Origin of the sequence: Tenuifilum sp. 4138str, from assembly GCF_041102575.1 — a bacterium.
GTDB lineage: Bacteria > Bacteroidota > Bacteroidia > Bacteroidales > Tenuifilaceae > Tenuifilum > Tenuifilum osseticum.
In genome coordinates, this window is sequence record NZ_JBGCUE010000002.1 from 139,951 (window position 1) to 164,145 (window position 24,195).

A 24,195-nucleotide genomic window follows, 5' to 3' on the forward strand; every position below is an offset into this window, starting at 1 on the left:
CTATGAGTAAGCTAAACGCCAAAATACCTGAAGGCCCATTGGCCGAAAAATGGACTAATCATAAAGCGAAACTCCGACTGGTAAACCCAGCCAACCGACGAAAACTCGATATTATTGTGGTAGGAACAGGCCTTGCAGGTTCATCGGCAGCATCAACACTTGGCGAACTGGGGTACAACGTAAAAGTGTTTTGCTACCAGGATAGCCCCCGAAGGGCTCACTCCGTTGCAGCACAAGGCGGAATAAACGCTGCTAAAAACTATAAGAACGACAACGATAGCGTTTACAGGCTATTCTACGATATGATTAAGGGTGGCGATTTCAGGGCCCGTGAAGCAAATGTTTACCGTGCTGCTGAGGTAAGTAACCTTGTAATTGACCACTACACCGCACTGGGAGTACCTTTTGCCCGTGACTATGGTGGATTAATTGAAAACCGTTCGTTTGGGGGCGTTCAGGTTTCAAGAACCTTTTACGCTAAGGGACAAACCGGCCAACAGTGCCTTATTGGCGCCTACTCCGCCCTCTCGCGCCAAATTGATAAAGGAACTGTCACCATGTACCCCCGCAGGGAGATGATGGATCTTGTTGTAATTGACGGAAAAGCACGAGGGATTATAGTTCGCAACTTAGTAACCGGTGAGATTGAGCGCCACTCGGCTCATGCAGTAGTTTTAGCCACTGGAGGTTACGGCACAATCTATTACCTCTCAACACTTGCATTAAACTCAAATGGCTCAGCCGCATGGCGTGCCCATAAACGTGGCGCACTGTTTGCCAATCCAAGTTTTGTGCAAATTCACCCAACCAGCATTCCGGTGCTAAACGACCACCAATGCAAGCTTACCCTTATGTCGGAATCGTTAAGAAACGACGGCCGGGTGTGGGTGCCAAAAACAAAGGGTGACCCCCGCAAACCCAACGAGATACCAGAGGACGAACGGGACTACTACCTGGAGCGTCGTTACCCTGCTTTTGGGAACCTTGTTCCGCGCGATGTGGCCTCGCGTGCCGCTAAGGAACGCTGCGATGCCGGTTACGGGGTTGGCCCAACAGGCCTATCGGTTTACCTCGACTTCCGCGATGCCATTCAGAAAAAGGGCCGTAAGTACATTGAGGAAAACTATGGCAACCTATTTGAAATGTACGAGAAAATTACAGGAGAATCGCCTTACGAGGTACCCATGCGCATTTACCCTGCTGGCCACTACACCATGGGAGGGCTATGGGTTGACTATAACCTGATGACTACCATCCCTGGCCTATACGCCATTGGCGAAGCCAACTTTAGCGATCATGGGGCAAACCGCTTAGGCGCCAGCTCACTCATGCAAACCTCGGGCGATGGTTACTTTATACTACCCTACACCATTGCCGATTACTTAGCTGACGAGATAAAAACACCAAAAATACCCACCAATACCCCTGAGTTCGATGCAGCCGAGAAAGAGGTTAAGGAACGGATTGAAAGGTTAATGGCAATTAACGGAACCGAAACGGCTACCAGCTTCCACAAGCGGCTTGGAAAGATCATGTGGGATTACTGCGGGATGGTTCGCAACGAGGAAGGGCTTAAAAAGGCACTTACATTGCTCGATGAGCTAAAGGATGAGTTTTGGAAAAACCTTAAGGTTCCCGATACGGCCAGCGAACTGAACCAGGAACTGGAAAAGGCAAATCGCGTAGCCGACTTTCTTGAACTCGGTAAACTTATGGTTTACGATGCACTTAACCGTAGGGAAAGTTGCGGGGCACATTTCCGGGAGGAAAGCCAAACTGAAACAGGAGAGGCCAAACGCGACGACGAGAACTACTCATACGTTGCAGCCTGGGAGTTTACCGGCGATGGCAAGGAGCCAATACTCCATAAGGAAGAGCTGAAATTTGAATACGTAAAGCTTCAAGAGCGCAGCTATAAATAGCATCTCATCAACCATATAATACTAAAGGCTATGAAGGTAAAACTCAAGATATGGCGACAGAAAGATTCCCGTAGTAAAGGAAAATTCGAGGTTTATGAGCTCGATAATGTTGCCCCCGATATGTCGTTCCTTGAAATGCTCGACTCGCTGAACCAGCGACTGGTTAGGGAGGGAAAAAGCCCGGTGGCGTTCGACCACGACTGCCGCGAGGGGATTTGCGGTTCCTGCGGCATCTACATAAATGGTCGACCCCATGGAAACGACCACCGAACCACCACCTGTGAACTGCGTATGCGCCGCTTTAAGGATGGCGATTCCATTACCATTGAGCCCTGGCGCGCAGCAGCTTTCCCTGTTGTGAAAGACCTAGTGGTTGACCGCTCAGCCTTTGATAAGATTATACAAGCCGGAGGCTACATTAGCGTGAACGCAGGTGCCGCACAGGATGCCAATGCTATTCCTGTACCCAAACACAATGCCGATGTTGCCTTCGACACGGCATCGTGCATAGGTTGTGGGGCATGCGTGGCTGCTTGTAAAAATGCATCCGCTATGCTCTTTGTGGCTGCCAAAATCACCCACCTGGCACAATTCCCACAAGGGCGGGTCGAAGCACCCGAGCGGGTTAAGCGTATGGTAGCCAAAATGGATGAACTAGGTTTTGGCAGTTGCACTAATACACGTGCTTGCGAGGCTGAATGCCCAAAGGGTATTTCCATTAGCACAATTGCAAAGCTAAATCGCGAATATATCACCGCTAAACTTAAGGACTAAAAATGCCAGCTAAAAAAGATAAATCGCCCGACATACTGCTTGTTCCGGTTGATTTTGGGGACTACTACGAAAAGGCCATTGAATTCGCTCAGAAATTAGCCCCAATTACAAAATCACAAATCCATTTACTTCATGTTCTTGATTTAAAGGATTGGTGGCTCGATGAGGTTAAAGAGGAACGGCTTATCAATGAGGCCTTTAATAAACTGCTTAACATATCGCGCCAGTTTGGATTACCTGAGGACTCAAAGCTGATGGTGCTAACCGGAAAGCGGCACCATAAAATTGTGGAATACGCTGAGCAGGAAAACGTCCGCTTTATCCTTATGGTCGATAATTACCCCTTTGCCCAGGAAGGAAAAAGAATTGGATCAACCCTGGAGAACGTGATTATGAAGGCTACCAAGCCTGTAATAACCGTAAAAACCGTTCCTGAAACAATCTTTAAAAATATGCTTGTTCCCCTGGATCTAACTAAAAATTGCCGTATAAAACTATTTAACTCTGTTGCCCTTGCTCTAAAATTCGACTCTAAACTAAATATCGTATCGGTAATTTTTGGGGATATCGACCCTGAAAAAAGCCGAATAAATGAAAAGATTGAAAAGTATGCGGCTGTTTATGCTGAAAATCACATACCCCATACTAAAAAATTGATTCGCAAGGATGAAGATTTTGCATATCAGGAAATACTTGATTACGCCGATGAAATTAAGTGCGACTCCATTATAATTATGACGCACAAGGAAAACGTGGGCTTTGATAACTACGTGGGCGCATTTGCTCACCACATTATCAATGAGGCCAAGGTCCCGGTTATCAGCCTTAACAATGCATCATCAACACAAACAACAAGGGATTTACTATCGTCAATTATTGATCCCTTAAATATTTTTTAGGGTGTTGGCTCACCAATTTGCCTAAATATGTTATAAATTTGCAGTGCAAACAGGCGGGAGTAGTTCAGCTGGTAGAACATCAGCTTCCCAAGCTGAGGGTCGCGGGTTCGAGTCCCGTTTCCCGCTCAAACGTAAAGGGGTTAACCCCTTTACGTTTTTTTATATAGCTTTATTTAGCTACAACCTTGAGCTTAAACCTGTTTATGTAAAACAATTAAACGGGTTGATGTTCATTTTTTTGATTAATTTTGCAGTTTAGTAAAAACGGATTAAATGGCAGTAAAAAGAGTAAAGAAAACATCGAACACCGAGGATTTACTTACGTGTATAGTTGATGCTATTCAAGAAAAAAAGGGGAAAAACGTTGTATCGCTTGAGATTGGCGCTTTGCCGAATGCTGTATGCAAGTACTTTGTTTTCTGTAATGCCGACTCCACCACACAGGTAGATGCCATTGCAAACAATATTGAAGATAAAGTGTTAGAGAAGCTGGGCGAAAAGGTTTACCGCTCCGATGGTTACCAAAATGCAATTTGGATTGTACTAGACTACATCGATATAGTAGTGCATGTATTCCAAACTGAATGGCGCAACTACTACCGTGTTGAAGCACTTTGGGCCGATGCTAAAGCTATACAGTACGAAGAAGTTTAACAATAATACGTAATAATAGAAATAGTCCTATATGGCTGAGAACAACAATAACAACCCTATGATGAACGATGAAAACGGCAAACCAAAAATGCCACGATTCAACGTTTACTGGGTTTACATCATTATAATTCTTGGATTTTTCCTGATCCAGTATTTTTACTCTGGTAAAACAGCTCAGCTAACCACATGGCAGGAGGTAAAAAACCAAATGCTGGAAAAGCAGGAAATAAGCAAGCTATTGGTGGTAAGGAACGCTGGCAAGGTAGAGGTTTACCTTAAGGAAGATAAGCTAGAGAAGTACAAGGATAGACTAGGACAGGGATTTGGCGCTGTTCCAAAGGCAGGGCCTCACTTTTACTTTACCATTGGTTCCATTGAAACCTTTGAGCGGCAGCTTGCCGAGGCACAAACCAATATAGAGGAAAGTCAAAAAATATACCCGGAATACGTTGACCGGCCAAACTATTGGGCCGATATACTCTCATGGGTACTTCCGTTTGTAATACTTGCAGCCATTTGGATCTACATTTTCCGCAGAATTTCCAGAGGCGGTGGAGGCGGACCAGGAGGCGGGAATATTTTCTCGGTAGGTAAGTCAAAGGCACAGCTGTTTGATAAGGAAACACGCCCAAGGGTTGACTTTAAGGATGTGGCAGGACTTGAGGAGGCTAAAATTGAGGTAATGGAAATAGTTGATTTCCTCAAAAACCCCAAGAAGTACACTGAGCTGGGTGGTAAAATTCCCAAGGGTGCTTTACTCGTAGGCCCTCCGGGAACCGGTAAAACACTACTTGCCAAGGCTGTTGCCGGCGAGGCCAACGTTCCCTTCTTTAGCATGTCCGGTTCTGAGTTTGTGGAGATGTTTGTAGGCGTGGGAGCATCGCGCGTTCGCGACCTGTTCCGTCAGGCCAAGGAAAAGGCTCCATGCATTGTATTTATCGACGAGATTGATGCCATTGGCCGAGCTCGCGGTAAAAACCCGAGCTTCTCCGGCAACGATGAGCGTGAGAACACCCTTAACCAACTTCTTACCGAGATGGATGGATTTGCCTCCAACCAGGGTGTAATTATTCTGGCAGCAACCAACCGCGCCGATATTTTAGACCGTGCTCTTTTGCGTGCTGGTCGTTTCGACAGGCAAATTCATGTTGAGTTGCCCGACCTCAAGGAGCGTCTCGATATCTTTAAGGTTCACCTTCGCCCTATTAAGCTTGAGGAGAATCTCGATATCAGTTTCCTGGCAAAGCAAACCCCGGGATTTTCAGGTGCCGATATTGCCAATGTGTGCAACGAGGCTGCTCTTATTGCGGCGCGTAAGAATAAAAAGTATGTTGAGAAACAGGATTTCCTTGATGCCATCGACCGAATCATTGGAGGTCTTGAAAAGAAGAATAAGATTATATCAAAGGAGGAGCGTCGTACCATTGCCTACCATGAGGCTGGACACGCCACCGTTAGTTGGCTGCTAGAGCATGCTAATCCTTTGCTCAAGGTTTCAATTATACCCCGTGGCAGGTCGTTAGGCGCAGCATGGTATTTGCCTGAGGAACGTCAAATCACTACAACCGAGCAGCTTTTCGACGAGATGTGCTCAACCCTTGGAGGTAGGGCAGCTGAGGAGATAAACTTCAATAAGATATCAACTGGCGCTCTGAGCGACCTGGAAAGGGTAACCAAACAGGCCTACGCCATGGTTGCTTACTTTGGAATGGGCAAGAGTCTTCGAAATATAAGCTACTACGATTCCACCGGCCAGGTTGAATTCACATTTTCCAAACCCTACAGCGAGAAAACCGCTGAACAAATTGACGAGGAAGTTAAAGAAATTATCGATAAGGCCTACGAAAGGGCTAAGCAGATACTTACCGAGAACCACGAAGGTCATGTTCAGCTTGCCGAGCTACTGCTTGAACGTGAAGTTATCTTCAGCGAGGATTTGGAAAAGATATTTGGCCCACGGAAAACCCTAAGCCGTGAGCAAGAACTGGTAAAAGAGCTTGACGAGGAGGCTCACAAGCAAGATTTAGAAAGTAAAGAAAACCAAACCGAATAAACCATGGACCAAAATTGGCAAGAGGTGTTTTCCACTTCGCATACATGGCAAGCCGAAATGGCTAAACAAATCCTCGAGGAAAACGAGATTCCTGCTGTTGTGATTAACCGTAAAGATTCCAGCTATCTTTTTGGCGAAGTTTCAGTGTATACAGAGCCCGAACATGCTGAAAGGGCTAAAGAACTTTTAAAAGATATACAGGGTTGAGCGAGTTTTTAAAACGTACCATTAGCGGATTACTTTTTGTAATAGTACTGGTTGGGGCAATTTACATTGGCCACATCACCTTTTTCATTCTTTTTTTAGCCATTACCACTGCCACCATGCTTGAGTTCTACCATTTAGGACTTAAAGCCAAGTTACGGCCACAATCGCTACTTGGAGTATTCATTGGGATGGCCTTCTTTATTTGGTCGTACTTCTACAGCTCAGGCCGGATTGAGCAGCTAACGCTTTACGGTTTTGTACCTTTGCTCGTTTCAATTTTTGTTGTTGAACTTTACAGGCACCAGCAAAAGCCAATGCAGAACATAGCATTAACCCTGCTTGGAATTTTCTACATTGCCTTACCGTTTTCGTTAATGAACTTCATTACCATCAATGGATCCTCGTATAGCATGGATTACAACCCGAACATATTACTAGGAATACTCTTTCTGGTTTGGGCAAACGATACCGGAGCGTACGTTGTTGGTGTGAGTATGGGTAAACATAAAATGATTCCCCGCATATCGCCCAAAAAAAGCTGGGAAGGTTTTGTTGGGGGTATAGCCACCACGCTACTGGTAGCATGGGTTATTGCAATGTTTTTCGATGAGGTAAGCCTTAAGCACTGGCTTGCAATAGGACTAATTACAGCCCTTATGGCGGTACTGGGCGATTTAGTGGAATCGATGTTTAAACGCAGTATAGGGGTTAAGGATTCCGGGAAATTTCTTCCGGGACACGGGGGACTACTCGACCGTTTTGACGCATTGTTAATGGTACTCCCCATGGTTTATGTTTACCTTGAAGTAATGATGATTATTTAATTTTTTTTGTAGATATGAAGGTTCACAAGGAGGGATACTCAATTCTTTTTGTAACACTCGCAGTCCTGGTGGTACTATGCGCCGTTTCCTGGTTAATCCTGCCAAAAGCAATTTCAATTGTTGCAACGGTAGCATCGGTGCTGCTAATGGCTTTCTTAACCCGATTTTTCAGAGTACCTTCAAGGCAAATTGAAACCCGCCAGAATGCAGTTTTGTCGCCTGCCGATGGCACAGTTGTTACAATTGAGGAAGTAGAAGAGAACGAGTACCTTAAAACCCGATGCATACAGGTTTCAATATTCATGTCGGTTTGGAATGTCCATATCAACTGGTTCCCAATAAGTGGCGTTATAAAGTACTACAAGTATCATCCTGGCGATTACCTTGTTGCATGGCATCCAAAATCGTCGTCGCATAACGAGCGAACCACGGTTGTGGTTGAGCGCCCCGATGGTGTTAAAGTATTACTCCGCCAGATTGCTGGCGCAGTAGCCCGAAGGATTGTATGCTACGCCGAGGTGGGGAAACCTGTAAATCAGTGCTCTGAGCTAGGTTTTATCAAGTTTGGCTCACGGGTTGATGTATTCCTCCCGCTTAACGCCGATATTAAAGTAGCCATTGGTCAAAAGGTGACCGGAAACCTTACGGTTATTGCTACCGTTTAGCCAGCCCTTACACCAACACAACCTCTACACCTTTTTCCTCAAGCTGTTTAACAAACAGCTCGTTAACCCCTTTATCGGTAACTATCAGGTCAACCTGGTCGAGCTGGCATATCCGACTAAAACCCCTACGGCCGAATTTTGATCTATCGGCCAAAACAATTACCTTTTCGGCGCTGGCTATCATTTGCCTGTTCAGCGAGGCCTCAAGGGCATTGGTTGTGGTTAGACCAAATTCGGGGTCAATACCATCAACTCCCATAAAGAGCTTGCTGCACCGGAAGCCCTCGAGCATCTTTTCGGCAAAGGGGCCAACAACCGATGTGGCGGTATGTCTTACTAGTCCTCCAAGCTGTAATACCTCAGCCACTCCCCTTACGGCAAGCTCACGGGCGGCAACCAGCGAGGCGCATATGACAGTAATGTTACGTCGTTCGCCTATTTGGCGTGAGAACTCATTGATGGTACTCCCTGAGGCAAGAATAATACTCTCTCCATCGGAAATTAAACTGGCCGCATAGCGCGATATGCGCTGCTTCTCCTCAACATATAGCTGTTCTTTCTCTATTACATGCCTATCGGCTATGTACGGGTTACTTACCGATGCGCTCCCATGCGAGCGGAATAGCAGATTCCTACTTTCAAGAAGTTTCAGATCCTTTCGAATGGTAACCGCTGAAACTCCCAGTTGCTCGCTAAGCTCAACTACCGATACATAGCCTGTCTCCTTGAGTTTTTCAAGAATTTTTCTATGCCGTTCCGCTATGCTCAATGTCATACCTACCAATTTTATCTCAAACATAGTTATTTTTTAAATCCGATGTCTCAAGTAGATATCTAAAAATAATTTCATTTGATTTCGTTTTGTTTCGTTTTATTTGTTATTTTTACCAAAAATATTTCGTTGTATTACTAATTCTTACGATATGAATAGAGAACAGATGCTCAGCCAAGCTGTGTCAAATGATCAGGGATTTGACTTTGTAATTATTGGGGGTGGTGCAACAGGTATAGGAATTGCTCTTGAAGCAGCAACCCGTGGCTATAGAACACTGCTACTGGAAAAACATGATTTCACCAAATCAACCTCGAGTAAAAGTACCAAGCTGGTACATGGCGGGGTGCGGTATTTGGCTCAAGGCGATATTGCTTTGGTGCGCGAGGCCTGTATCGAGCGAGGAAGGTTACTAAAAAATGCTCCCCACTTAGTAAAAAATCAAAGCTTTGTGATTCCAACCTTTGGCTGGTTCGATGAGCTGATGTACACCGTTGGCCTAACGTTTTACGATTTACTGGCAGGCCGCTACAGCCTTGGGCGTTCGCTCAGGGTTTCAAAGAAAAGAGCGCTGGAGTACATTCCAACCATCGAACCTAAAAAGATTACTGCCGGTGTGGTTTACCACGATGGCCAATTCGACGATTCGCGCCTGGCCATAAATGTCCTTCAAACAGCAACCGAACATGGTGCCATGGTGCTTAACTACATGAACGTGGTTAAACTCACCAAAAACACTAACAGTATTGTCGACGGAGTTGTGGCTGAGGATTTGGAAACGGGCAGGAGCTACACTTTCCATGGAAAAGCAATAATAAACGCAACCGGCGTTTTTGCTGACGACGTACTGCAAATGGACATCCCCGGCCAGGCAAAAACCATATCGCCAAGTCAGGGTGTTCATGTTGTGCTCGACAAAAGCTTTTTACCCGGCAACCATGCCATGATGATACCCAAAACCGACGATGGACGGGTACTATTTGCTGTTCCGTGGCACAACCGCATTGTGGTTGGAACTACCGATACTCCCATACCTAACGCATCGCTTGAACCTGTTGCGCTTGAAGAGGAAATAGAATTTATTCTGAACACTGCCGGCCGATACCTAACCAAAGCACCCAAACGAAGCGATGTGCTAAGCGTATTTGCGGGATTACGGCCGCTTGCAGCACCTAAAGGCGATTCAAAGAAAACCAAAGAAATATCCCGGAGCCATAAAATCATTGTAACCCAGTCAGAGCTCTTTACCATGGTGGGAGGCAAGTGGACAACCTTCCGCAGGATGGCTGAGGATATGGTGAATAAGGTTGAAGCGGTTAAGGGCTGGGAGAAAAGTAAATCAAGAACCCGGAACCTGAAAATTCATGGTTACACAAACAATGTTAACCATAGCGACCCGCTCTATGTGTATGGAACCGACAAGGAAAAGATACTTGAACTGGCAAGGGTAGAGCATGTACTTGGCGAAACCTTAAGCCAGAGTCTTGGCATTATTAAAGCCCAAGTGGTGTGGGCAGTTCGCCATGAAATGGCCCGTAATGTGGAAGACTTTTTGGCGCGTCGTACCCGATGCCTGCTCCTCGATGCTCGCGAGAGTATGCGCATTGCACCTGCGGTAGCAGCTATAATGGCAAGGGAATTGAACCGTGATAAAAACTGGGAACGCGAACAGGTGGAAAATTACTTAGCTATTGCACAGAACTACATTCTTAGCTAATTTGTGAAACCCTAACAAAACCTAAAATCGACCTAAACCTATGGAAAAGTTTATAATGGCACTCGATCAGGGCACAACCAGTTCCCGCGCCCTGATTTTTGACCAAAAGGGGAACATTCGTTCCATGGCCCAAAAGGAATTTCAGCAGATTTTCCCTAAACCGGGCTGGGTTGAGCACGACCCCAACGAGATTTGGTCATCGCAGGTGGCGGTTGCAGCCGAAGCCATGTCGAAGATTGGGATTAACGGTCAAAATCTGCATGGCATAGGCATTACCAACCAACGCGAAACCACTATTGTTTGGGACAGGAATACCGGTGAACCCATCAATAACGCCATTGTTTGGCAGGATCGCAGAACTTCATCGCTTTGCGATGAGCTTAGGGCAAAGGGATTCACTGACACGATACGACAAAAAACCGGACTGGTGATTGATGCCTACTTTAGCGGAACAAAGGTTAAGTGGATACTCGATAATGTTCCCGGTGCACGCGAAAAGGCAAACCGTGGCGAGTTAGCCTTTGGTACAGTGGACACCTGGTTGGTGTGGAAGTTAACCCGCGGAAGAACCCACGTAACTGACGTTTCCAACGCCAGCCGAACCATGCTTTTCAACATTAACACCCTAACATGGGACAAAGAGCTGCTCGAACTTTTGCAAATCCCTGAGAGCATTTTGCCTCGCGTGGCCTCGTCGAGCGAGGTTTACGACCATACCAATACTACATTTTTTGCTACAAAAGTACCTATAGCAGGCATAGCTGGCGACCAACAGGCAGCCCTTTTTGGACAAATGTGTACCAGCCAGGGCATGGTTAAAAACACTTACGGAACCGGTTGCTTTATACTCATGAACACCGGGAAAAAACCTTTTCTCTCAAAAAATAATCTGGTAACCACTATTGCCTGGCAAGTAAATGGCGACACCTACTATGCCCTTGAAGGTAGTATTTTTATTGGCGGAGCTGTAGTGCAATGGCTACGCGATGGTTTAGGTATCATCAAAAGTAGCGCTGAGGTGGAGGAGTTGGCCCGCCAGGTACCCGACAATGGCGATTTATACCTTGTGCCAAGCTTTACCGGAATGGGTGCACCGCATTGGGATCAGTATGCACGCGGGTTGATGATTGGTATCTCTCGCGGAACAACACGTGCACACATTGCCAGAGCTGCTCTGGAAAGCATCGCCTTTCAAACCATGGATGTGCTTGATGTTATGGCTAAGGATACTGGCATAAACCTTACGGAATTGCGAGTTGATGGCGGCGCCTCAGCTAATAATCTGCTCATGCAGTTCCAATCCGATGTGCTTGGCATCAACGTTGTACGACCTAAAACAATAGAGACAACCGCTATGGGTGCAGCTTACCTGGCTGGGTTAGCCACGGGTTACTGGAAAAATATTGAGGAGATTGCCAACCTTTGGCAACTCGATAAAACTTTCACTCCCGGTATGCCAGCCGAAACCCTACAAAAAATGAAGGATAAATGGGCCGATGCTGTTGAAAGGGCAAAATCATGGCATAGATAGTAAATAGCCAAAAGGGTGAAAGTCAAAACTTTCGCCTTTTTTATTTAAATATTATTAATACATAAGCAGATTTTTCATACTATTGTATAAAACTTATTGTCATGAAAAAAATTCGCTCTATTTTAATTGTTTGGCTATCCATATTCTTGCTAGTATCACCCAACATTTCGAAAGCATGGTCAGAACATCCGTTACTCGCATATCCTGTTTTATCAAATATACCTGACCTAACAAACAGGAAACCTATCGATGCTATAAGCCTAAAGACTTTTCTAATAAAAAACGAGCAAGGTATAGCCAAGTTACTGAAAGAGTATGAGGAGTGGGCGGTTGTAAACTTGCCAAACTATGCACTACTTCCAAAAGAACTAGAGTTTGTTGCTACAGGTAATCCTAACGATATTGTAGTTCGTTTCCTTACTGCAGTTAGACTCAATCCAAATATCAGGCTAAAACTTTATCTACATCTTCTTCCTAACCAAGATATTGCTGGGAGAACCCTGATTTCGCCTTCGGAACTTACCACTCTTAAGGATTTCAGTGCATTATCGCATATTAATTACGTTGAACTTACCGAAGGAGACAAGGTATTACCCATTGATGTGCTGTGCACCGCCAACGACGAGCCCGACTATGGATTTGACATAGGTTTGTTTGAAGATAATGGCACCAGCTACGGAAAAACCTATGGATTCGGTGTTCAACCCTTTGGTGACCCAAAACTTGAATATGGTAGCCAAGCTCCCTTCCACATGGGTTTCTACCATGAAGCAAAAATTGTATATCTCTTCGGACCTTTCCTCAAAAAAACCTACCCAGAATATCGTATTAGCCTTTTTAAGGCTTTATCGGAATACGCCTTCTCCACAGGCAACGACTACTGGGGTTGGCGATTCATGGGCTGGGGAATGCACTACCTTGGCGACCTATCGATGCCGTACCACACAGCCCCCCTACCCGGAATGAGCGCCGCTCGAATGATTTGGATTAACCTCAAGGCTATTATTGGCTTCCCAAAAAGCAAAAACGATGCCGTTCAGCTGGTATCAAATAAACACTCCGTACTCGAGCAGTACCAATGGATAGCCATGCGTGAGGCCTATAGCAACTATGATACCAACCCTCTAATTGAGGCGCTTAGAACTGAAACCCCCATTACACCCTATTCCAACGACTTTGCCCGTACCGTGGTGAGCCAAATATCGGTTGACCGAAGCCGTAAGGTTGACAAAGCCCTAAAAGAATTCTGCCCCCCACTTCTGGTAAAAGACCCATCGTTTGAGGCCAGTAAATCAAAAGAACTTGACAACCTTATGGATCAAATCAACAATTACTCAGGATCAAATGGGATTGAACAGCTCAACGCATTGCTTACTGAGATGCTCCGTACCTACAGCATGTCGTTACGAAGCTACTACAACGCAATTGTTAGCAAAGCATAACCGATAATTTGCTATTTTTACGCCGTAAAAATGTAAACAATGATAAAGTATAAACGGATACTGCTTAAACTTAGCGGCGAAGCGCTTATGGGCGACGATAAGTACGGCATTAACACCCAGGTGCTTACCAGCTATGCCAAACAGATAAAGGAGGTTGCTGACCTTGGCGTTGAAATTGGGATTGTTATTGGTGGGGGAAATATTTTTCGGGGTTTGAGTGGCGTTTCCAAAGGATTCGACCGGGTAAAGGGCGACCAGATGGGAATGCTAGCCACTGTAATTAACAGTTTGGCCTTACAATCGGCCATTGAGGGAGCAGGCGGAAAAGCTAAGGTTTTTACCGCCACCAAGATGGAGCCTGTTGGTGAGCTCTACACCAAAGCAAAAGTTTTGGAAGGATTCCAACAAGGTTATGTTGCAATAATTGCAGGTGGAACAGGTAACCCATTCTTCACTACCGATACCGCTTCAGCTTTACGTGGAGTTGAAATCGAGGCAGAGGTTCTTCTGAAGGGAACTCGGGTTGATGGTGTTTACACAGCCGATCCCGAAAAGGATAAAAAAGCTGTTAAATTCGATGAACTCACTTTTACAGAAGCGTACGAGAAAAAACTTAAGGTGATGGATCTTACTGCCTTTACGATGTGTAGCGAGAATAACCTTCCTATCCTTGTATTCGATATGAACACCCTGGGCAACCTAATGAAAGTTGTTACCGGCGAAAGAATTGGTACATTGGTAAAAAATTAATACTTTTAGTGTCCGAAACAATAAAAATCATAAAGCCATGAACCTTGACGATGCAAAAAAAGTTATAGATATTGCCGAGAGCAAGATGCAAAAGGCCATTGAGCATTTGGATAATGAGCTTAGGGTTATCAGAGCCGGAAGGGCAAACCCGGCCATGCTTTCCGGTGTTATGGTTGACTACTACGGAACAATGACCCCGCTCACCCAGGTGGCAAGCGTGGGCAGCCCCGATGCCCGTACCATTGTGGTGCAACCCTGGGAAAAAAAGATGATCGACCCTATTGAGAAAGCCATCATGGCCGCCAACCTTGGCTTTAACCCCCAAAACAACGGCGAATCGATTCGCATAATGGTACCTCCCCTAACCGAGGAGCGCCGCAAGGATTTGGTTAAGCAGGTAAAGCACGAGGGTGAGAATGCCCGCGTGAGCATTCGCAACGCCCGCCGCGATGCCCTTGAGGAAATCAAGAAGATGCAGAAAAATGGCCTGCCCGAGGACGCTGCTAAGGATGCTGAAACCAAAATCCAAAAGATTACCGACAACTACAATAAGAAAGTAGATGATGTGCTCCACAAAAAGGAGCAGGAAATACTTACCGTTTAGGATTTGAACGTTCTATCATGCAAGGGTGTTACTTAACCGGTAACACCTTTTTTTATCCATCACATCCTTAGCCTCGATATACCGGGAAAAACTTTGTCGAGGAATCCCTTATTTAGTGTACCGCGTACAGTGTGCAGTTTACAGTGGGGGGGGTGATGATTAAGGATAAAGGATAAAAATTTAAAATTTCAGATTTCAGATTCATGATTGAAGGTGGTTTCATAAGCCATCAACCATCAACCAAATTGTTATCACAGAGTTGCACAGTGTAACGCGGTGTTACACTGAATGGCATTCACGAACAACGATTCACGAACAACCAGCAACTACTCCTGTCATTCCGAGCTAGTCGAGGAATCGCATTAATGAAGAGTTGTGGGTTCAATGAGATGCTTCGGCTGGGCTCAGCATGACAAGGTGAGTGAGAATGCTAAGGGTGTTGTCATCCCAAGCTAGTCGAGAAATCGTATTAATGAAGAGTTGTAGGTTCAATGAGATGCTTCGGCTGAACTCAGCATGACTTGAGGGCTAAATTCTCTTTTCCTAACAAACAACAACCGTCAACTTTTAACTAAATCAACTTCACCATCTGTGTTTCATTGGATTAACCATCAAATAATGTGTATCGCAGTTTAAACCACTTATTCAGCGTAATCTGCGTTCTATTAATCTCACAATCAACAACCAACGAACAACTTCACTGGTTAGGTAAAATAGTAAGTAAAAAAATAAAAGACTGTTTGATAATTTGTTATAAATTTTTTAAACTTGTTCTAGCAATAAAACGCTATTTTATAGCGCCTATACACCCAAAAATGGAAATAAGGCGCAACTAAGTAGCGCATATAAACTAGTTAGCGGTAATTAGAAAAAACAAACTGAAAATGAATAAACTAAAATTATAAATATGCCTCAGAAAGATAATTTAGAAGTTTCGGCAGATAATACATCAATATACGAAGGTGGTGAATTATCTCCAATTAAAGCAATAGATTTAGTCAATAATGAAATTGCTATTAGACAGTTAATTAATGAACATAATTTAACTGCGATTAATTTAAAAAACAAGATAGATGAGATTAACAATATTAAAAGTCAGACAGAATATTTGAAAACATCTCCTTTTGTATCTATCTTGACTTTGATTGTTAATGTTATTGGCTCTGCGATTTTAGCAATAGCCGCGAATTTAATGACAAGTAAGATGGTTCAGACTAATTTAGACAATAAGGAAGTAAATACTAATTTTGAAATGTGGTTGTTTATTATTGGAATAGGATTAATTGTAATTTCTTCCTCTGCTAATATTTTATACCCGTATGCAAGACAATGGTTTAACAAATAAATAATAGAGAAAATGCCTAAAAGAAATAATATAGCATATTGCATCAACCATCCTGATGTACAAATGGAACCACTAGAGGGATTTAATGCATTGACAAAACTACTAAAATCGGGAGATAAATTTACATTTAATCCAAGCTCTGGAGTACCTATAAAGGCATATATGTGCCGACAATGTGGATATATTGAATTATATCATGCAACGACAACAGAAGAATGGAGAAATAGCTAACTACCGCTAACAAGGGGTTAATAAAATGCAGGTTTTCAGCGGATTAGGAAACTTTCTCGCTTTTTCGTAGCTTCGTATCGTGGGACAAGAATTCGTTTCAATCTCCTGCACTTTACCAACCCCCAACCGTTAGGCTTTATTAAAGAAAAACCGTGCAGTAGTTGAAATTGGATTAGAAAATGACAAATAAAAAAACTGGATATAAAAAAGGACTGATTAAGAAAAGCTGGATTTTAAATATTGTGATTTGGCTAATTCTTACATCTATTAGTTTGACTGTTTATTATTCAACACCCCTTTTTCAAGTAAATGAGCATCAGATTTTGTATTTATTTTCTGCCGCATCACAAGTTATAGCCGCGATTTATGGATTAATAATTACCGGATATATATTTCTAAGAAATGAACTTGATAGAAAAGCGGACAAGGACGACTCTTATGAAGAGATTGTTGCAATATTAAAAACAGATTATTTCATTTCAATTATAACAATCAGCATTGTAACAATTATTTCAATTGCTTTATGTTTCTTGGTGATTGTAGATGCTTCAAGTTTAAATAATACTGCCTTAGACATTTTAATTAATGTCGCAGTGTCTGTGATACTGACTGAATTGATATTAATCGTTTCGTTTGTAATTAGAATTTTAAATCCGAAAAGCATTGAAATTGCAAGCGAGAAATTACGAGCAAGAACAATTACGTCTGAAAGTGGAGAAAAAGGTAGTCTTGAAGACTTCTTGAATAATTTCAATCAAATAGAATACATTCTTGCTAAATATGGAACAGCGATAACAAATCCTGAATTGACAGATTATGAGAGTGTAAAAAGGAAAAGGATTTCAAATCCAAAACAGGTTCAGATTTTATTTAACGACGAAAGAATTGATTCGAAATTAAAAGACGATTTATTAAAATTGATTTCATTTAGAAATAGTATAATTCATGGAACAAACCTATTTATTTCAAAACAAGATGTTGAATTATCAAAAGATATTTTAGAGAGATTGAAAAATTCATTAGGAGTGAGATAAATGACAAAGCCTAACAATAAATATACGTAATGCGGGGCGATGTGGTAAATTTGAACATTAAAGCATTTAATAAACAAAGTAGCGGTTTGATAGAGGAGTGCCTTGAAATCCTGCATTACGCATATTATCAACGCTAACTCACCACCCCAACATTCAGCAGCTCCGCTGCCAGGGTAAGGCGTTGAACCCAGTTCCCGGGCAGAACCATGTGGTGGTTGCCAAAGGGAGTTTCCGTAAAATACTTTGAGGCCGAAGGGCTAAGCTCAACCTCCAGTTGGGTGCGACAGGCATTCCGGCTTTTGGGCTTATCGGCAACCCTGGCTAGCGTTACAAATATGTGGTTTAGGGTACTATCGAACCTAAAGATGGTTACCTCATCGCCCTTAAGCTGGCCGCTTACGGCGTAACCCCTGCCAGTTTCAAAGTGGGTATCGAGCTTAAACGAGGTTAGGTGGTTAACCGGCGCAGTACAATGGGCAAGCATGGCTTTGCCATTACCCACATGGGCAATATTGGCCATCCATGGAATGGCATTGCATACCTCTGACGATAGCATCATTGCGGCAGCACTGCAAATATCGGCCTCGCAGGCTGTGGGTATGCCATCGTAGTTTAGCTTGGCCAATGCCAGGCAAGCGGTATGGCCGGTTTTGTTGACCAATGGGAAACATTCCACGGCCATGGCGTTAAGCCTGTAAAACGGAATAAGCGAGGCAAGCCCCTCATATATCTTACCGCTCTCAATGAGCTCCACCCGGTTCTCGGCCATGCCAAAAAGCGAGGTAAAGTCCGGCGAAACCTGCGATATCTCATCAAAAACAATATCATCCCAGCTAATATCAACCTGCTCAACCCCCAGCTTGCTTTGTAAAAGGTAGGGGTTAACACCGCTGGCCACAAGCCACGGCGATGAGCTGCCCACCACACCAAGTCGCTGACCGTGAAGCTTGCGTACCCCCACAAAGGCATTGTAGTACTCGCTCAGGTACTCGGCAGTTGAAGGGTTATCGGCATCGAGCAGCACGGAACGTATGTTATGCTGGTTCATCCAGGCTTTAACCTCGGTGGCAGCAGCCCATGCGTTGGCATCGCGCGAGGCGAGCAGCAGGTAAAAACGGTACTCCTGCACCGACTCAATGGCTATATGCTCAGAGCCTCCGGTCAGAAACATAAGCACATCGGGCTTATCGTTCACAAACTCCATCTCCTCGGGGTTAAACAAACCCATGTACTTCTTTTTGGCCTTGTCGAAAACTGAAAGCTCTGCTGCCGGAAAGGCAAGCAACTTTACCCTTAACCTATCCTTAATAAAATCGTTACTACTCATTGTTTTCAATGCTTTTAACAATACTAATTCCAAACCTGATATACTGGTAAACATCCTCAGGAGTGCCATCGATACGGTTGTTATTCCTTACGTGTCCCAACCTAACCACCACGGCATTCAAACTAGGAATTACAAAGATATACTGTCCCAGCAAACCGCGAGCATACCAGGTCTTGTAACCATCAACATTTATCATCCACCACTGGTAACCGTAAAAATCGACATTCTTGTTAGTTTCTGGGTCAAAGAGGTAACTTGCCGGCGTAAGCGACTCGTTAAGGTATTCTTCCGGCACAATCTGTTCCCCATTCCAACGGCCGCCGTTCAGCACCAACTGACCAAAGCGGGCAAAGTCGCGGGCATTGGTGTTAAAGCAACAGAACGCCTTTTCAACGCCATCCTTGCGGTCCAAGCACCAAAGGGCATCGTGCTCGGCGCCAATCTTTGACCATATCTTTTCCGAGGCGAAATCGGCCAGCGTTTTACCGGTTGCCTTTTCAATAATGAGCGATAGCAGCTGTGTATCGCCGCTACGGTACTCAAAGGTCTTTCCGGGTTCCTTTACCACCGTTTGGTTTAGCACCAGCTTGGGCAGGTTTTTGCCGTAGTAACCCTGTGTGGTAAGGGAGAATAGCGTGCTATACGATTCGTCCCAGCTTAGCCCTGAACTCATGGTGAGCAGATGCTTTATGGTGATTTTTGCCTTATCGCCCTCAGCAAACTCATGGAGGTAGTTCCCAACTGGTTCATCGATACTTTTCACATAACCATCGCTTAGGGCACACCCCATGAGCAGGCTAACAATGCTCTTGGCCATTGAAAACGAGTTGGAGTATGAATCTTTTCCGTATCCATCCCAGTACGATTCAAAAAGTAGGGCGGTATCCTTTACAACCAGGAAGGCTACTGTGCGGAAATCGTTAAAGTATTTGAGCTGGTCGTTGGTAAGCTGATAGGAGTTGTACTTTTCATGTAACCTCCAGGGTTGAGGCGTACCCGCCTTAACGGTACGGTTATGGAATATTTTGTAGTCGTCGATATTTACCTGCTGGTAAATTAGTGCCCGCACAATGTAATGGTTCTGAGGCAAAGCCAAATATACTGCAAGGGCTACAACAACCACTACGCTGGCCACCTTAAGTTTTCGCTTCCAGTTCATAGCATGCTAGGTTTAGGTTGATATGTTGTGTCGAAATTAAGGATTGTTTTGGATTTTTTGTGATATTTGTTCTCAAAATATTTCATTTGACCCGAATTATGAAAAGCATGATGCTCCGAGTAGCGCTTATTTCAACATATATATCGATTTTTTTTAATTCCATTGCTCAACCGGATAGCTCTGGGGTAGGCCTCTACCTTTTGGGACAATCGTTTTTTGATAACAAGGAGTTTACCGGGAACATCAAAAAGGGGTATACACACCCCGGCTTTTACATACAACCGGCCATCAAATTTGAAACGGAACAGTACAGCATTGCAGCGGGTTTCCATACTTTATACCTTGCCGGTGCCGACTCGCTTGAACGGTTAGTACCTGTTTTTTCGGCTAGATTACAGCTAAATAGCAGGGTAACCCTAATTGTAGGAACTTTAGAATCCAAAAACGGCCACTGGCTACCCGAGCCACTATTTAAGCCCGAAAGGCTATTCCTGAACCAACCCGAAACGGGTGTACAGTTCTTGTATCGAGGGACTGAGAGCAAAGCCGATTTATGGATAAATTGGGAGCGTTACATCAAAACTGGTAGCCCATTTCAGGAAGAGTTTACTGTAGGCTTTACACATCTGTACCACCGGAACAACAATACCGGATTCTCCAATGCCTTTCATGCAATGGCTTTCCACCATGGCGGGCAAATTGATAGCACCAACCTACCCGTTCAAACACACATAAACCTTGGTGTTATACCTGCATATAGCTTCCAGCCCCTGGCTAAAACACGATTTAAATTTTCATCATCGTTTTACTACTACAAAAACCTTTCCCCATCGTTTACCTCCTATTACAGCTCAGGCTTTGGCCTGCACCCTCAACTCAGAGCATACCACAATAGCACCACCATCGATATTGGTTACTGGTACTCCGATGGGTTTGTAAATCCGCGCGGCGAAGAGCTTTTTGGTTCAATATCTACAATTAATCCTACATTCAACCAAGCGGTTCGCACAATGGGTACTTTTTCAATTGAATTCCAAAAGGTATTTCGGGAGAAGTTGCTGCTGAACGCAAATTTCAAGGCATACTACGATTTTAAGTCGGGATTGCTGGAGTACAGCTACACGCTACGGCTGATGTTTGATGGAAAACTTACACAGGTGATGTAAAAAAACCGACCAGAGGTGGTCGGGTGGCATCCATCAATTTTAATGTTACTCCGTTAAACCAACAAGAATTGAATTAAAAATATCTTTTCCTCCTCCTTGTTAAAATGCCAGGTCAGGAAATGCTATCTTGACTAAAATTAACTAAAACTGAGATTAATAACTTTATTATAAGTGTTTTATCTGTCATAATGATATCTACAACTATAAATTAGAATTTCCTGATCAATGACTTGATAAACTAACCGATGCTCTCGGTCAATACGTCTTGACCATAAACCAGCCAAATCATATTTTAAAGGTTCTGGTTTTCCAATGCCTTCATAAGGATGCTTTTGAATGTCTTTTATTAACTCATTAATTTTTTTGAGCATTTTTTTATCCTCATTCTGCCAAGATATATATTCTTCCCAGGAATTTTTGGAAAATGTAATTCGGGTCATTCTTCGATAAGTTTGTTTCGAACCACATCCCCTTCCTTCATTTGTTTAATTGACTCATAAAGTCTGTCAGCATTTGCTTTAGAATTTAACAAGTGAAGAGTTTCCATTATAGAGTTATACTCATCTAACGACATCATAACTGCGCCTTTCCCCGTTCCTCTCTTAATAATAAGGGTTTCATTGTTATTCACAACATTGTCCAGAAACTTCTTTAGGTTTGTTCTAAACTCTGTAAAATTTGCGGCCATCATAATCTTTTCCCCCTTAAGTTACTTTTTCAGTACAAATATAAGTACATATTTAGTAACTTGCAAGAAAATTTACTTATTTTCTTTGGGACAGTAGATGTTAACCATCTGCTCAGCTGGTTTGTAGCCTAGCTCCAAAGCTTTGCGGAAATCGTCACACCCCGACTTGAACTCCTGAACGTTCATTTTTGAGATACCGCGGTTATAGTATGCCTCGGCATTCTTGGGGTCGGCCTTAATGATAACATCATAATCGGGGATGGCATCCTTATGGTTGCCCATAATTGCCTTTGAAACGGCACGGTTGTAGTAAGCCTGAACGTAATTGGGGTCAATGGAAATCACCTTGTTGAAATCGGTAATTGAACCCTTGTAATCCTTTTGGAACGCACGGGCAACACCCCTGCCGTAGTAAGCTTTAAGGTAATCGGGCTTAAGCTCAATGGCTTTATTGAAAGCAACAACGGCCTGCTTGAACTCACCCTTACGGAGCAATGCTCCACCCTTTACTCCGTAAGCCAATGGCAATTTAGGGTTAACCGCAATGGCCTTATCGAGTACCTTAATGGCATCGTCGAATCGCTGCACATTGGCAAAGGCATCACCAAGGCTATAAAGGGCTTCCTCGTCCTTGGGGAGTTCCTTTAGAGCTACCTCCAAATCGGCAATTGCCCCATTGTAATCCTGAATTTTGAGTTTAAAGATTCCCCTCTTCTTGTAGGCCTCAGGGGTAGCGTTAGCCCCTTCAATCATCTTATCGTAATCGGCAATTGCTCCCTTAAAGTCGGCAAGGTTTGCCAGCGACTCGCCACGGCTGTAAAATGCCTCAAGGTTTGAGCCATCGAGCTCAATGCTGCGGTTATAGTCCTTGATGGCTTGCTCAAAATCCATGGTTGCAGCGTTTAACAACCCACGCTGGTAGTATGCCTTTGAGCTGGAATCGTTCATTGCTATAGCCCGGTTCAGGTCAGCCATGGCCTGCGAATACTGCTTTAGCTTACGGTACGATACTCCACGTTCAATGTACAGCTCAAAATGGGTTGAATCAATACCAATAGCCGTACTAAAATCGGCCAAAGCCAGCGAGTCGTTATTTAATGCGGCAAGGGTTACACCGCGCTTAAAGTAGTAATCGTAGCGTTTTGGGTTTAACTTAATGGCTCTGTTAAACTTTTCAAGGGCAAGCTCATACTTGGCCGAATCGAGCAGCTTTAAACCTTCATTGTAACTGTTTTGCGCCAAACGGGGCTTAAGCAAAATGTAGGCTGCAAAAGCTATGATAACCAGCCCAACAAGTATAACCACAGTGCGTTTCATACAAATCTGCTTTAATATCAATTCAAATTTATACGATTATTTTGATATAAAGGTTATTTATTGGCTTCAACTATCAACGCACAGTTGAGTTTAGCCACCTCGCGCGCAAAACGTGGGTTTTGGTTTGAGAGTAAGTCGGTTAGCTTGTGGTAGTTGGGGTCGTCGTGCTGGCTTATGAAGAAAAGCGATTTGTAGCTCCTGAGGTAAAAGTTATAGCTATCGCTATAGTTTCGGTAGGTATTGTCGTTAACCGTTTTGAGCAGGGTGTAGGTTGAACAGATTTTTTGTGCATGCTTCCTAAAATCAACCGAATTGGGATAATCAATAACATTGAGGTACCAACCCGTTGAATCGGCAACCGGGCAGAACGATACCATATCGTTATTGAGCATGAATTTCACCTTAGCCAAAGTATCGGATAAACGGTTGGTCATATGCTGGCTACCATAGAGGCCAAGTTCCTCGGCAGCAAAGGTTGCAAAAACAATGGTTGTTCGGGGTGCAAAACCCGATTGCTTAAGAACTCTGGCAATTTCAAGGGTTACCGCAACGCCGCTGGCGTTATCATCGGCACCGGGAGCCACGTCAAGAGGGCTTTCGGGTTCAGTACTTCGTAGAATACAATCGTGATGCCCCCCAATAATGGTAAGGCTATCGGGGAACTCAACCCCTGGCAAAGTACAAACCACATTGTACTGCCAGGTTTCATAGTACTGATTTCGGAAATATACGTTAAGCTGGAATGAATCGAGACGGGCAGTAGCGTATCCGTAGCTTTTAAACTTATTCATTATTGCAACGGCTACATCGCGCCTGTTTTCGGCCAGTGCAAAACGTGTACCCATTCCCTGTAGCATGCCAATTGTAGCAGCAATGCTATCGGCATGGATTTTTTTGGTTAACTGGGCAATTTCAGGATCGGGCTTACTGGTGGGGTCAACAATTTCGTCGTCCTTTGAACAGGACACCACAATACCAAATAGCATTAGTGCCAACAGCCCCTTAAATACATAACGATAGGTAGAAGTCATAAACTTTAGTTTTGATGTAAAAATAAACATTCTGTTAATTCCGTAACGCTCCCAATTCAGAAAATTGATACCTTTGGTGGCTG

General features: G+C 43.9%; 24 protein-coding genes and 1 tRNA gene. 18 read left to right on the forward strand and 7 right to left on the reverse strand.

All coding sequences use genetic code 11. The features are described 5' to 3' along the window. Window positions 1–2 precede the first annotated feature (2 nt). The 9 genes from AB6811_RS02460 to AB6811_RS02500 all read left to right on the forward strand — a co-directional run bounded on the left by AB6811_RS02460 (window position 3) and on the right by AB6811_RS02500 (window position 7,998). Window positions 3–1,922 (forward strand): fumarate reductase/succinate dehydrogenase flavoprotein subunit, encoded by a 1,920-nt coding sequence (locus AB6811_RS02460; protein WP_369488712.1) that lies wholly within the window; start codon window positions 3–5, stop codon window positions 1,920–1,922. A 30-nt stretch (window positions 1,923–1,952) separates the two neighbouring features. Continuing rightward, a complete protein-coding gene (locus tag AB6811_RS02465) occupies window positions 1,953–2,696 on the forward strand; it encodes a succinate dehydrogenase/fumarate reductase iron-sulfur subunit (protein WP_439655706.1) in 744 nt (247 codons plus the stop codon). A gap of 2 nt (window positions 2,697–2,698) precedes the next feature. Further along, entirely contained in the window at window positions 2,699–3,595 is an 897-nt protein-coding gene (locus AB6811_RS02470) for a universal stress protein (protein WP_369488714.1), read from the forward strand. A gap of 53 nt (window positions 3,596–3,648) precedes the next feature. Then, a tRNA-Gly gene (locus tag AB6811_RS02475) sits at window positions 3,649–3,721 on the forward strand. Window positions 3,722–3,868: 147 nt separating this feature from the next. After that, window positions 3,869–4,249: a ribosome silencing factor gene (gene rsfS / locus AB6811_RS02480; RefSeq protein ID WP_369488716.1), complete on the forward strand. Its 381-nt coding sequence runs from the start codon at window positions 3,869–3,871 to the stop codon at window positions 4,247–4,249. A 31-nt stretch (window positions 4,250–4,280) separates the two neighbouring features. Continuing rightward, window positions 4,281–6,302: an ATP-dependent zinc metalloprotease FtsH gene (gene ftsH / locus AB6811_RS02485; protein ID WP_369488718.1), complete on the forward strand. Its 2,022-nt coding sequence runs from the start codon at window positions 4,281–4,283 to the stop codon at window positions 6,300–6,302. 3 nt (window positions 6,303–6,305) lie between these two features. Further along, a complete protein-coding gene (locus AB6811_RS02490) occupies window positions 6,306–6,509 on the forward strand; it encodes a putative signal transducing protein (protein WP_369488720.1) in 204 nt (67 codons plus the stop codon). Then, a complete protein-coding gene (locus AB6811_RS02495) occupies window positions 6,506–7,333 on the forward strand; it encodes a phosphatidate cytidylyltransferase (RefSeq protein ID WP_369488722.1) in 828 nt (275 codons plus the stop codon). Before AB6811_RS02490 ends, AB6811_RS02495 begins: the two co-directional genes overlap by 4 nt. Before the next feature lie 14 nt (window positions 7,334–7,347). After that, complete coding sequence (locus tag AB6811_RS02500) at window positions 7,348–7,998, forward strand: phosphatidylserine decarboxylase family protein (RefSeq protein ID WP_369488723.1); 651 nt, start codon at window positions 7,348–7,350, stop codon at window positions 7,996–7,998. A gap of 7 nt (window positions 7,999–8,005) precedes the next feature. On the opposite strand, the gene AB6811_RS02505 is transcribed toward AB6811_RS02500, so the two are convergent. After that, complete coding sequence (locus tag AB6811_RS02505; protein WP_369488725.1) at window positions 8,006–8,797, reverse strand: DeoR/GlpR family DNA-binding transcription regulator; 792 nt, start codon at window positions 8,795–8,797, stop codon at window positions 8,006–8,008. Window positions 8,798–8,921: 124 nt separating this feature from the next. Here AB6811_RS02505 and AB6811_RS02510 point away from each other — a divergent pair, with 124 nt between their 5' ends. The 8 genes from AB6811_RS02510 to AB6811_RS02545 all read left to right on the forward strand — a co-directional run bounded on the left by AB6811_RS02510 (window position 8,922) and on the right by AB6811_RS02545 (window position 17,424). Then, entirely contained in the window at window positions 8,922–10,487 is a 1,566-nt protein-coding gene (locus AB6811_RS02510; protein WP_369488727.1) for a glycerol-3-phosphate dehydrogenase/oxidase, read from the forward strand. Window positions 10,488–10,527: 40 nt separating this feature from the next. Continuing rightward, window positions 10,528–12,018 carry a glycerol kinase GlpK gene (gene glpK / locus AB6811_RS02515; RefSeq protein ID WP_369488729.1) on the forward strand — a complete coding sequence of 497 codons (1,491 nt, stop codon included), beginning with the start codon at window positions 10,528–10,530 and terminating at the stop codon, window positions 12,016–12,018. A 101-nt stretch (window positions 12,019–12,119) separates the two neighbouring features. Continuing rightward, window positions 12,120–13,460: a hypothetical protein gene (locus AB6811_RS02520; RefSeq protein WP_369488731.1), complete on the forward strand. Its 1,341-nt coding sequence runs from the start codon at window positions 12,120–12,122 to the stop codon at window positions 13,458–13,460. Window positions 13,461–13,502: 42 nt separating this feature from the next. Then, a complete protein-coding gene (pyrH, locus tag AB6811_RS02525; protein WP_369489070.1) occupies window positions 13,503–14,210 on the forward strand; it encodes a UMP kinase in 708 nt (235 codons plus the stop codon). Window positions 14,211–14,247: 37 nt separating this feature from the next. Continuing rightward, a complete protein-coding gene (frr, locus tag AB6811_RS02530; protein ID WP_369488733.1) occupies window positions 14,248–14,814 on the forward strand; it encodes a ribosome recycling factor in 567 nt (188 codons plus the stop codon). Window positions 14,815–15,721: 907 nt separating this feature from the next. Beyond that, window positions 15,722–16,159, forward strand: coding sequence for a hypothetical protein (locus tag AB6811_RS02535; protein ID WP_369488735.1), 438 nt, complete (start codon window positions 15,722–15,724; stop codon window positions 16,157–16,159). A gap of 12 nt (window positions 16,160–16,171) precedes the next feature. Beyond that, window positions 16,172–16,390 (forward strand): hypothetical protein, encoded by a 219-nt coding sequence (locus tag AB6811_RS02540; RefSeq protein ID WP_369488736.1) that lies wholly within the window; start codon window positions 16,172–16,174, stop codon window positions 16,388–16,390. A 179-nt stretch (window positions 16,391–16,569) separates the two neighbouring features. Beyond that, complete coding sequence (locus AB6811_RS02545) at window positions 16,570–17,424, forward strand: hypothetical protein (protein ID WP_369488738.1); 855 nt, start codon at window positions 16,570–16,572, stop codon at window positions 17,422–17,424. A 133-nt stretch (window positions 17,425–17,557) separates the two neighbouring features. On the opposite strand, the gene AB6811_RS02550 is transcribed toward AB6811_RS02545, so the two are convergent. Together AB6811_RS02550 and AB6811_RS02555 are read right to left on the reverse strand one after the other, a co-directional pair. Then, window positions 17,558–18,751: a hypothetical protein gene (locus tag AB6811_RS02550; protein ID WP_369488740.1), complete on the reverse strand. Its 1,194-nt coding sequence runs from the start codon at window positions 18,749–18,751 to the stop codon at window positions 17,558–17,560. After that, complete coding sequence (locus AB6811_RS02555) at window positions 18,744–19,910, reverse strand: serine hydrolase domain-containing protein (RefSeq protein ID WP_369488741.1); 1,167 nt, start codon at window positions 19,908–19,910, stop codon at window positions 18,744–18,746. Before AB6811_RS02555 ends, AB6811_RS02550 begins: the two co-directional genes overlap by 8 nt. A 107-nt stretch (window positions 19,911–20,017) precedes the next feature. Here AB6811_RS02555 and AB6811_RS02560 point away from each other — a divergent pair, with 107 nt between their 5' ends. Beyond that, window positions 20,018–21,076: a lipid A deacylase gene (locus AB6811_RS02560; RefSeq protein ID WP_369488743.1), complete on the forward strand. Its 1,059-nt coding sequence runs from the start codon at window positions 20,018–20,020 to the stop codon at window positions 21,074–21,076. 176 nt (window positions 21,077–21,252) lie between these two features. On the opposite strand, the gene AB6811_RS02565 is transcribed toward AB6811_RS02560, so the two are convergent. From AB6811_RS02565 to AB6811_RS02580, 4 genes are all read right to left on the reverse strand, one after another. Then, window positions 21,253–21,516, reverse strand: coding sequence for a Txe/YoeB family addiction module toxin (locus AB6811_RS02565; protein WP_369488745.1), 264 nt, complete (start codon window positions 21,514–21,516; stop codon window positions 21,253–21,255). Further along, a complete protein-coding gene (locus tag AB6811_RS02570; protein WP_369488747.1) occupies window positions 21,513–21,767 on the reverse strand; it encodes a type II toxin-antitoxin system Phd/YefM family antitoxin in 255 nt (84 codons plus the stop codon). Before AB6811_RS02570 ends, AB6811_RS02565 begins: the two co-directional genes overlap by 4 nt. A gap of 69 nt (window positions 21,768–21,836) precedes the next feature. After that, on the reverse strand, window positions 21,837–23,081 hold the full coding sequence (locus AB6811_RS02575) for a tetratricopeptide repeat protein (RefSeq protein WP_369488749.1): 1,245 nt from the start codon (window positions 23,079–23,081) through the stop codon (window positions 21,837–21,839). A 53-nt stretch (window positions 23,082–23,134) separates the two neighbouring features. Beyond that, the gene (locus AB6811_RS02580) at window positions 23,135–24,112 is read right to left on the reverse strand and encodes a M28 family metallopeptidase (RefSeq protein ID WP_369488751.1); all 978 of its coding nucleotides are present in this window, start codon (window positions 24,110–24,112) and stop codon (window positions 23,135–23,137) included. Window positions 24,113–24,195: the final 83 nt, after the last annotated feature.

What these genes read in the sequence shown, in the direction of transcription:
- rsfS (WP_369488716.1), top strand. Translation starts at nt 3,869, where the DNA reads ATGGCAGTAAAAAGAGTAAAGAAAACATCGAACACCGAGGATTTACTT.
- AB6811_RS02565 (WP_369488745.1), bottom strand. Translation starts at nt 21,516, where the DNA reads ATGACCCGAATTACATTTTCCAAAAATTCCTGGGAAGAATATATATCT.
- frr (WP_369488733.1), top strand. Translation starts at nt 14,248, where the DNA reads ATGAACCTTGACGATGCAAAAAAAGTTATAGATATTGCCGAGAGCAAG.
- AB6811_RS02500 (WP_369488723.1), top strand. Translation starts at nt 7,348, where the DNA reads ATGAAGGTTCACAAGGAGGGATACTCAATTCTTTTTGTAACACTCGCA.
- AB6811_RS02575 (WP_369488749.1), bottom strand. Translation starts at nt 23,081, where the DNA reads ATGAAACGCACTGTGGTTATACTTGTTGGGCTGGTTATCATAGCTTTT.
- AB6811_RS02535 (WP_369488735.1), top strand. Translation starts at nt 15,722, where the DNA reads ATGCCTCAGAAAGATAATTTAGAAGTTTCGGCAGATAATACATCAATA.
- AB6811_RS02460 (WP_369488712.1), top strand. Translation starts at nt 3, where the DNA reads ATGAGTAAGCTAAACGCCAAAATACCTGAAGGCCCATTGGCCGAAAAA.
- AB6811_RS02550 (WP_369488740.1), bottom strand. Translation starts at nt 18,751, where the DNA reads ATGAGTAGTAACGATTTTATTAAGGATAGGTTAAGGGTAAAGTTGCTT.
- AB6811_RS02520 (WP_369488731.1), top strand. Translation starts at nt 12,120, where the DNA reads ATGAAAAAAATTCGCTCTATTTTAATTGTTTGGCTATCCATATTCTTG.
- AB6811_RS02470 (WP_369488714.1), top strand. Translation starts at nt 2,699, where the DNA reads ATGCCAGCTAAAAAAGATAAATCGCCCGACATACTGCTTGTTCCGGTT.
- AB6811_RS02560 (WP_369488743.1), top strand. Translation starts at nt 20,018, where the DNA reads ATGATGCTCCGAGTAGCGCTTATTTCAACATATATATCGATTTTTTTT.
- AB6811_RS02545 (WP_369488738.1), top strand. Translation starts at nt 16,570, where the DNA reads ATGACAAATAAAAAAACTGGATATAAAAAAGGACTGATTAAGAAAAGC.
- AB6811_RS02490 (WP_369488720.1), top strand. Translation starts at nt 6,306, where the DNA reads ATGGACCAAAATTGGCAAGAGGTGTTTTCCACTTCGCATACATGGCAA.
- AB6811_RS02570 (WP_369488747.1), bottom strand. Translation starts at nt 21,767, where the DNA reads ATGATGGCCGCAAATTTTACAGAGTTTAGAACAAACCTAAAGAAGTTT.
- ftsH (WP_369488718.1), top strand. Translation starts at nt 4,281, where the DNA reads ATGGCTGAGAACAACAATAACAACCCTATGATGAACGATGAAAACGGC.
- AB6811_RS02465 (WP_439655706.1), top strand. Translation starts at nt 1,953, where the DNA reads ATGAAGGTAAAACTCAAGATATGGCGACAGAAAGATTCCCGTAGTAAA.
- AB6811_RS02510 (WP_369488727.1), top strand. Translation starts at nt 8,922, where the DNA reads ATGAATAGAGAACAGATGCTCAGCCAAGCTGTGTCAAATGATCAGGGA.
- AB6811_RS02580 (WP_369488751.1), bottom strand. Translation starts at nt 24,112, where the DNA reads ATGACTTCTACCTATCGTTATGTATTTAAGGGGCTGTTGGCACTAATG.
- AB6811_RS02505 (WP_369488725.1), bottom strand. Translation starts at nt 8,797, where the DNA reads ATGTTTGAGATAAAATTGGTAGGTATGACATTGAGCATAGCGGAACGG.
- AB6811_RS02555 (WP_369488741.1), bottom strand. Translation starts at nt 19,910, where the DNA reads ATGAACTGGAAGCGAAAACTTAAGGTGGCCAGCGTAGTGGTTGTTGTA.
- AB6811_RS02540 (WP_369488736.1), top strand. Translation starts at nt 16,172, where the DNA reads ATGCCTAAAAGAAATAATATAGCATATTGCATCAACCATCCTGATGTA.
- glpK (WP_369488729.1), top strand. Translation starts at nt 10,528, where the DNA reads ATGGAAAAGTTTATAATGGCACTCGATCAGGGCACAACCAGTTCCCGC.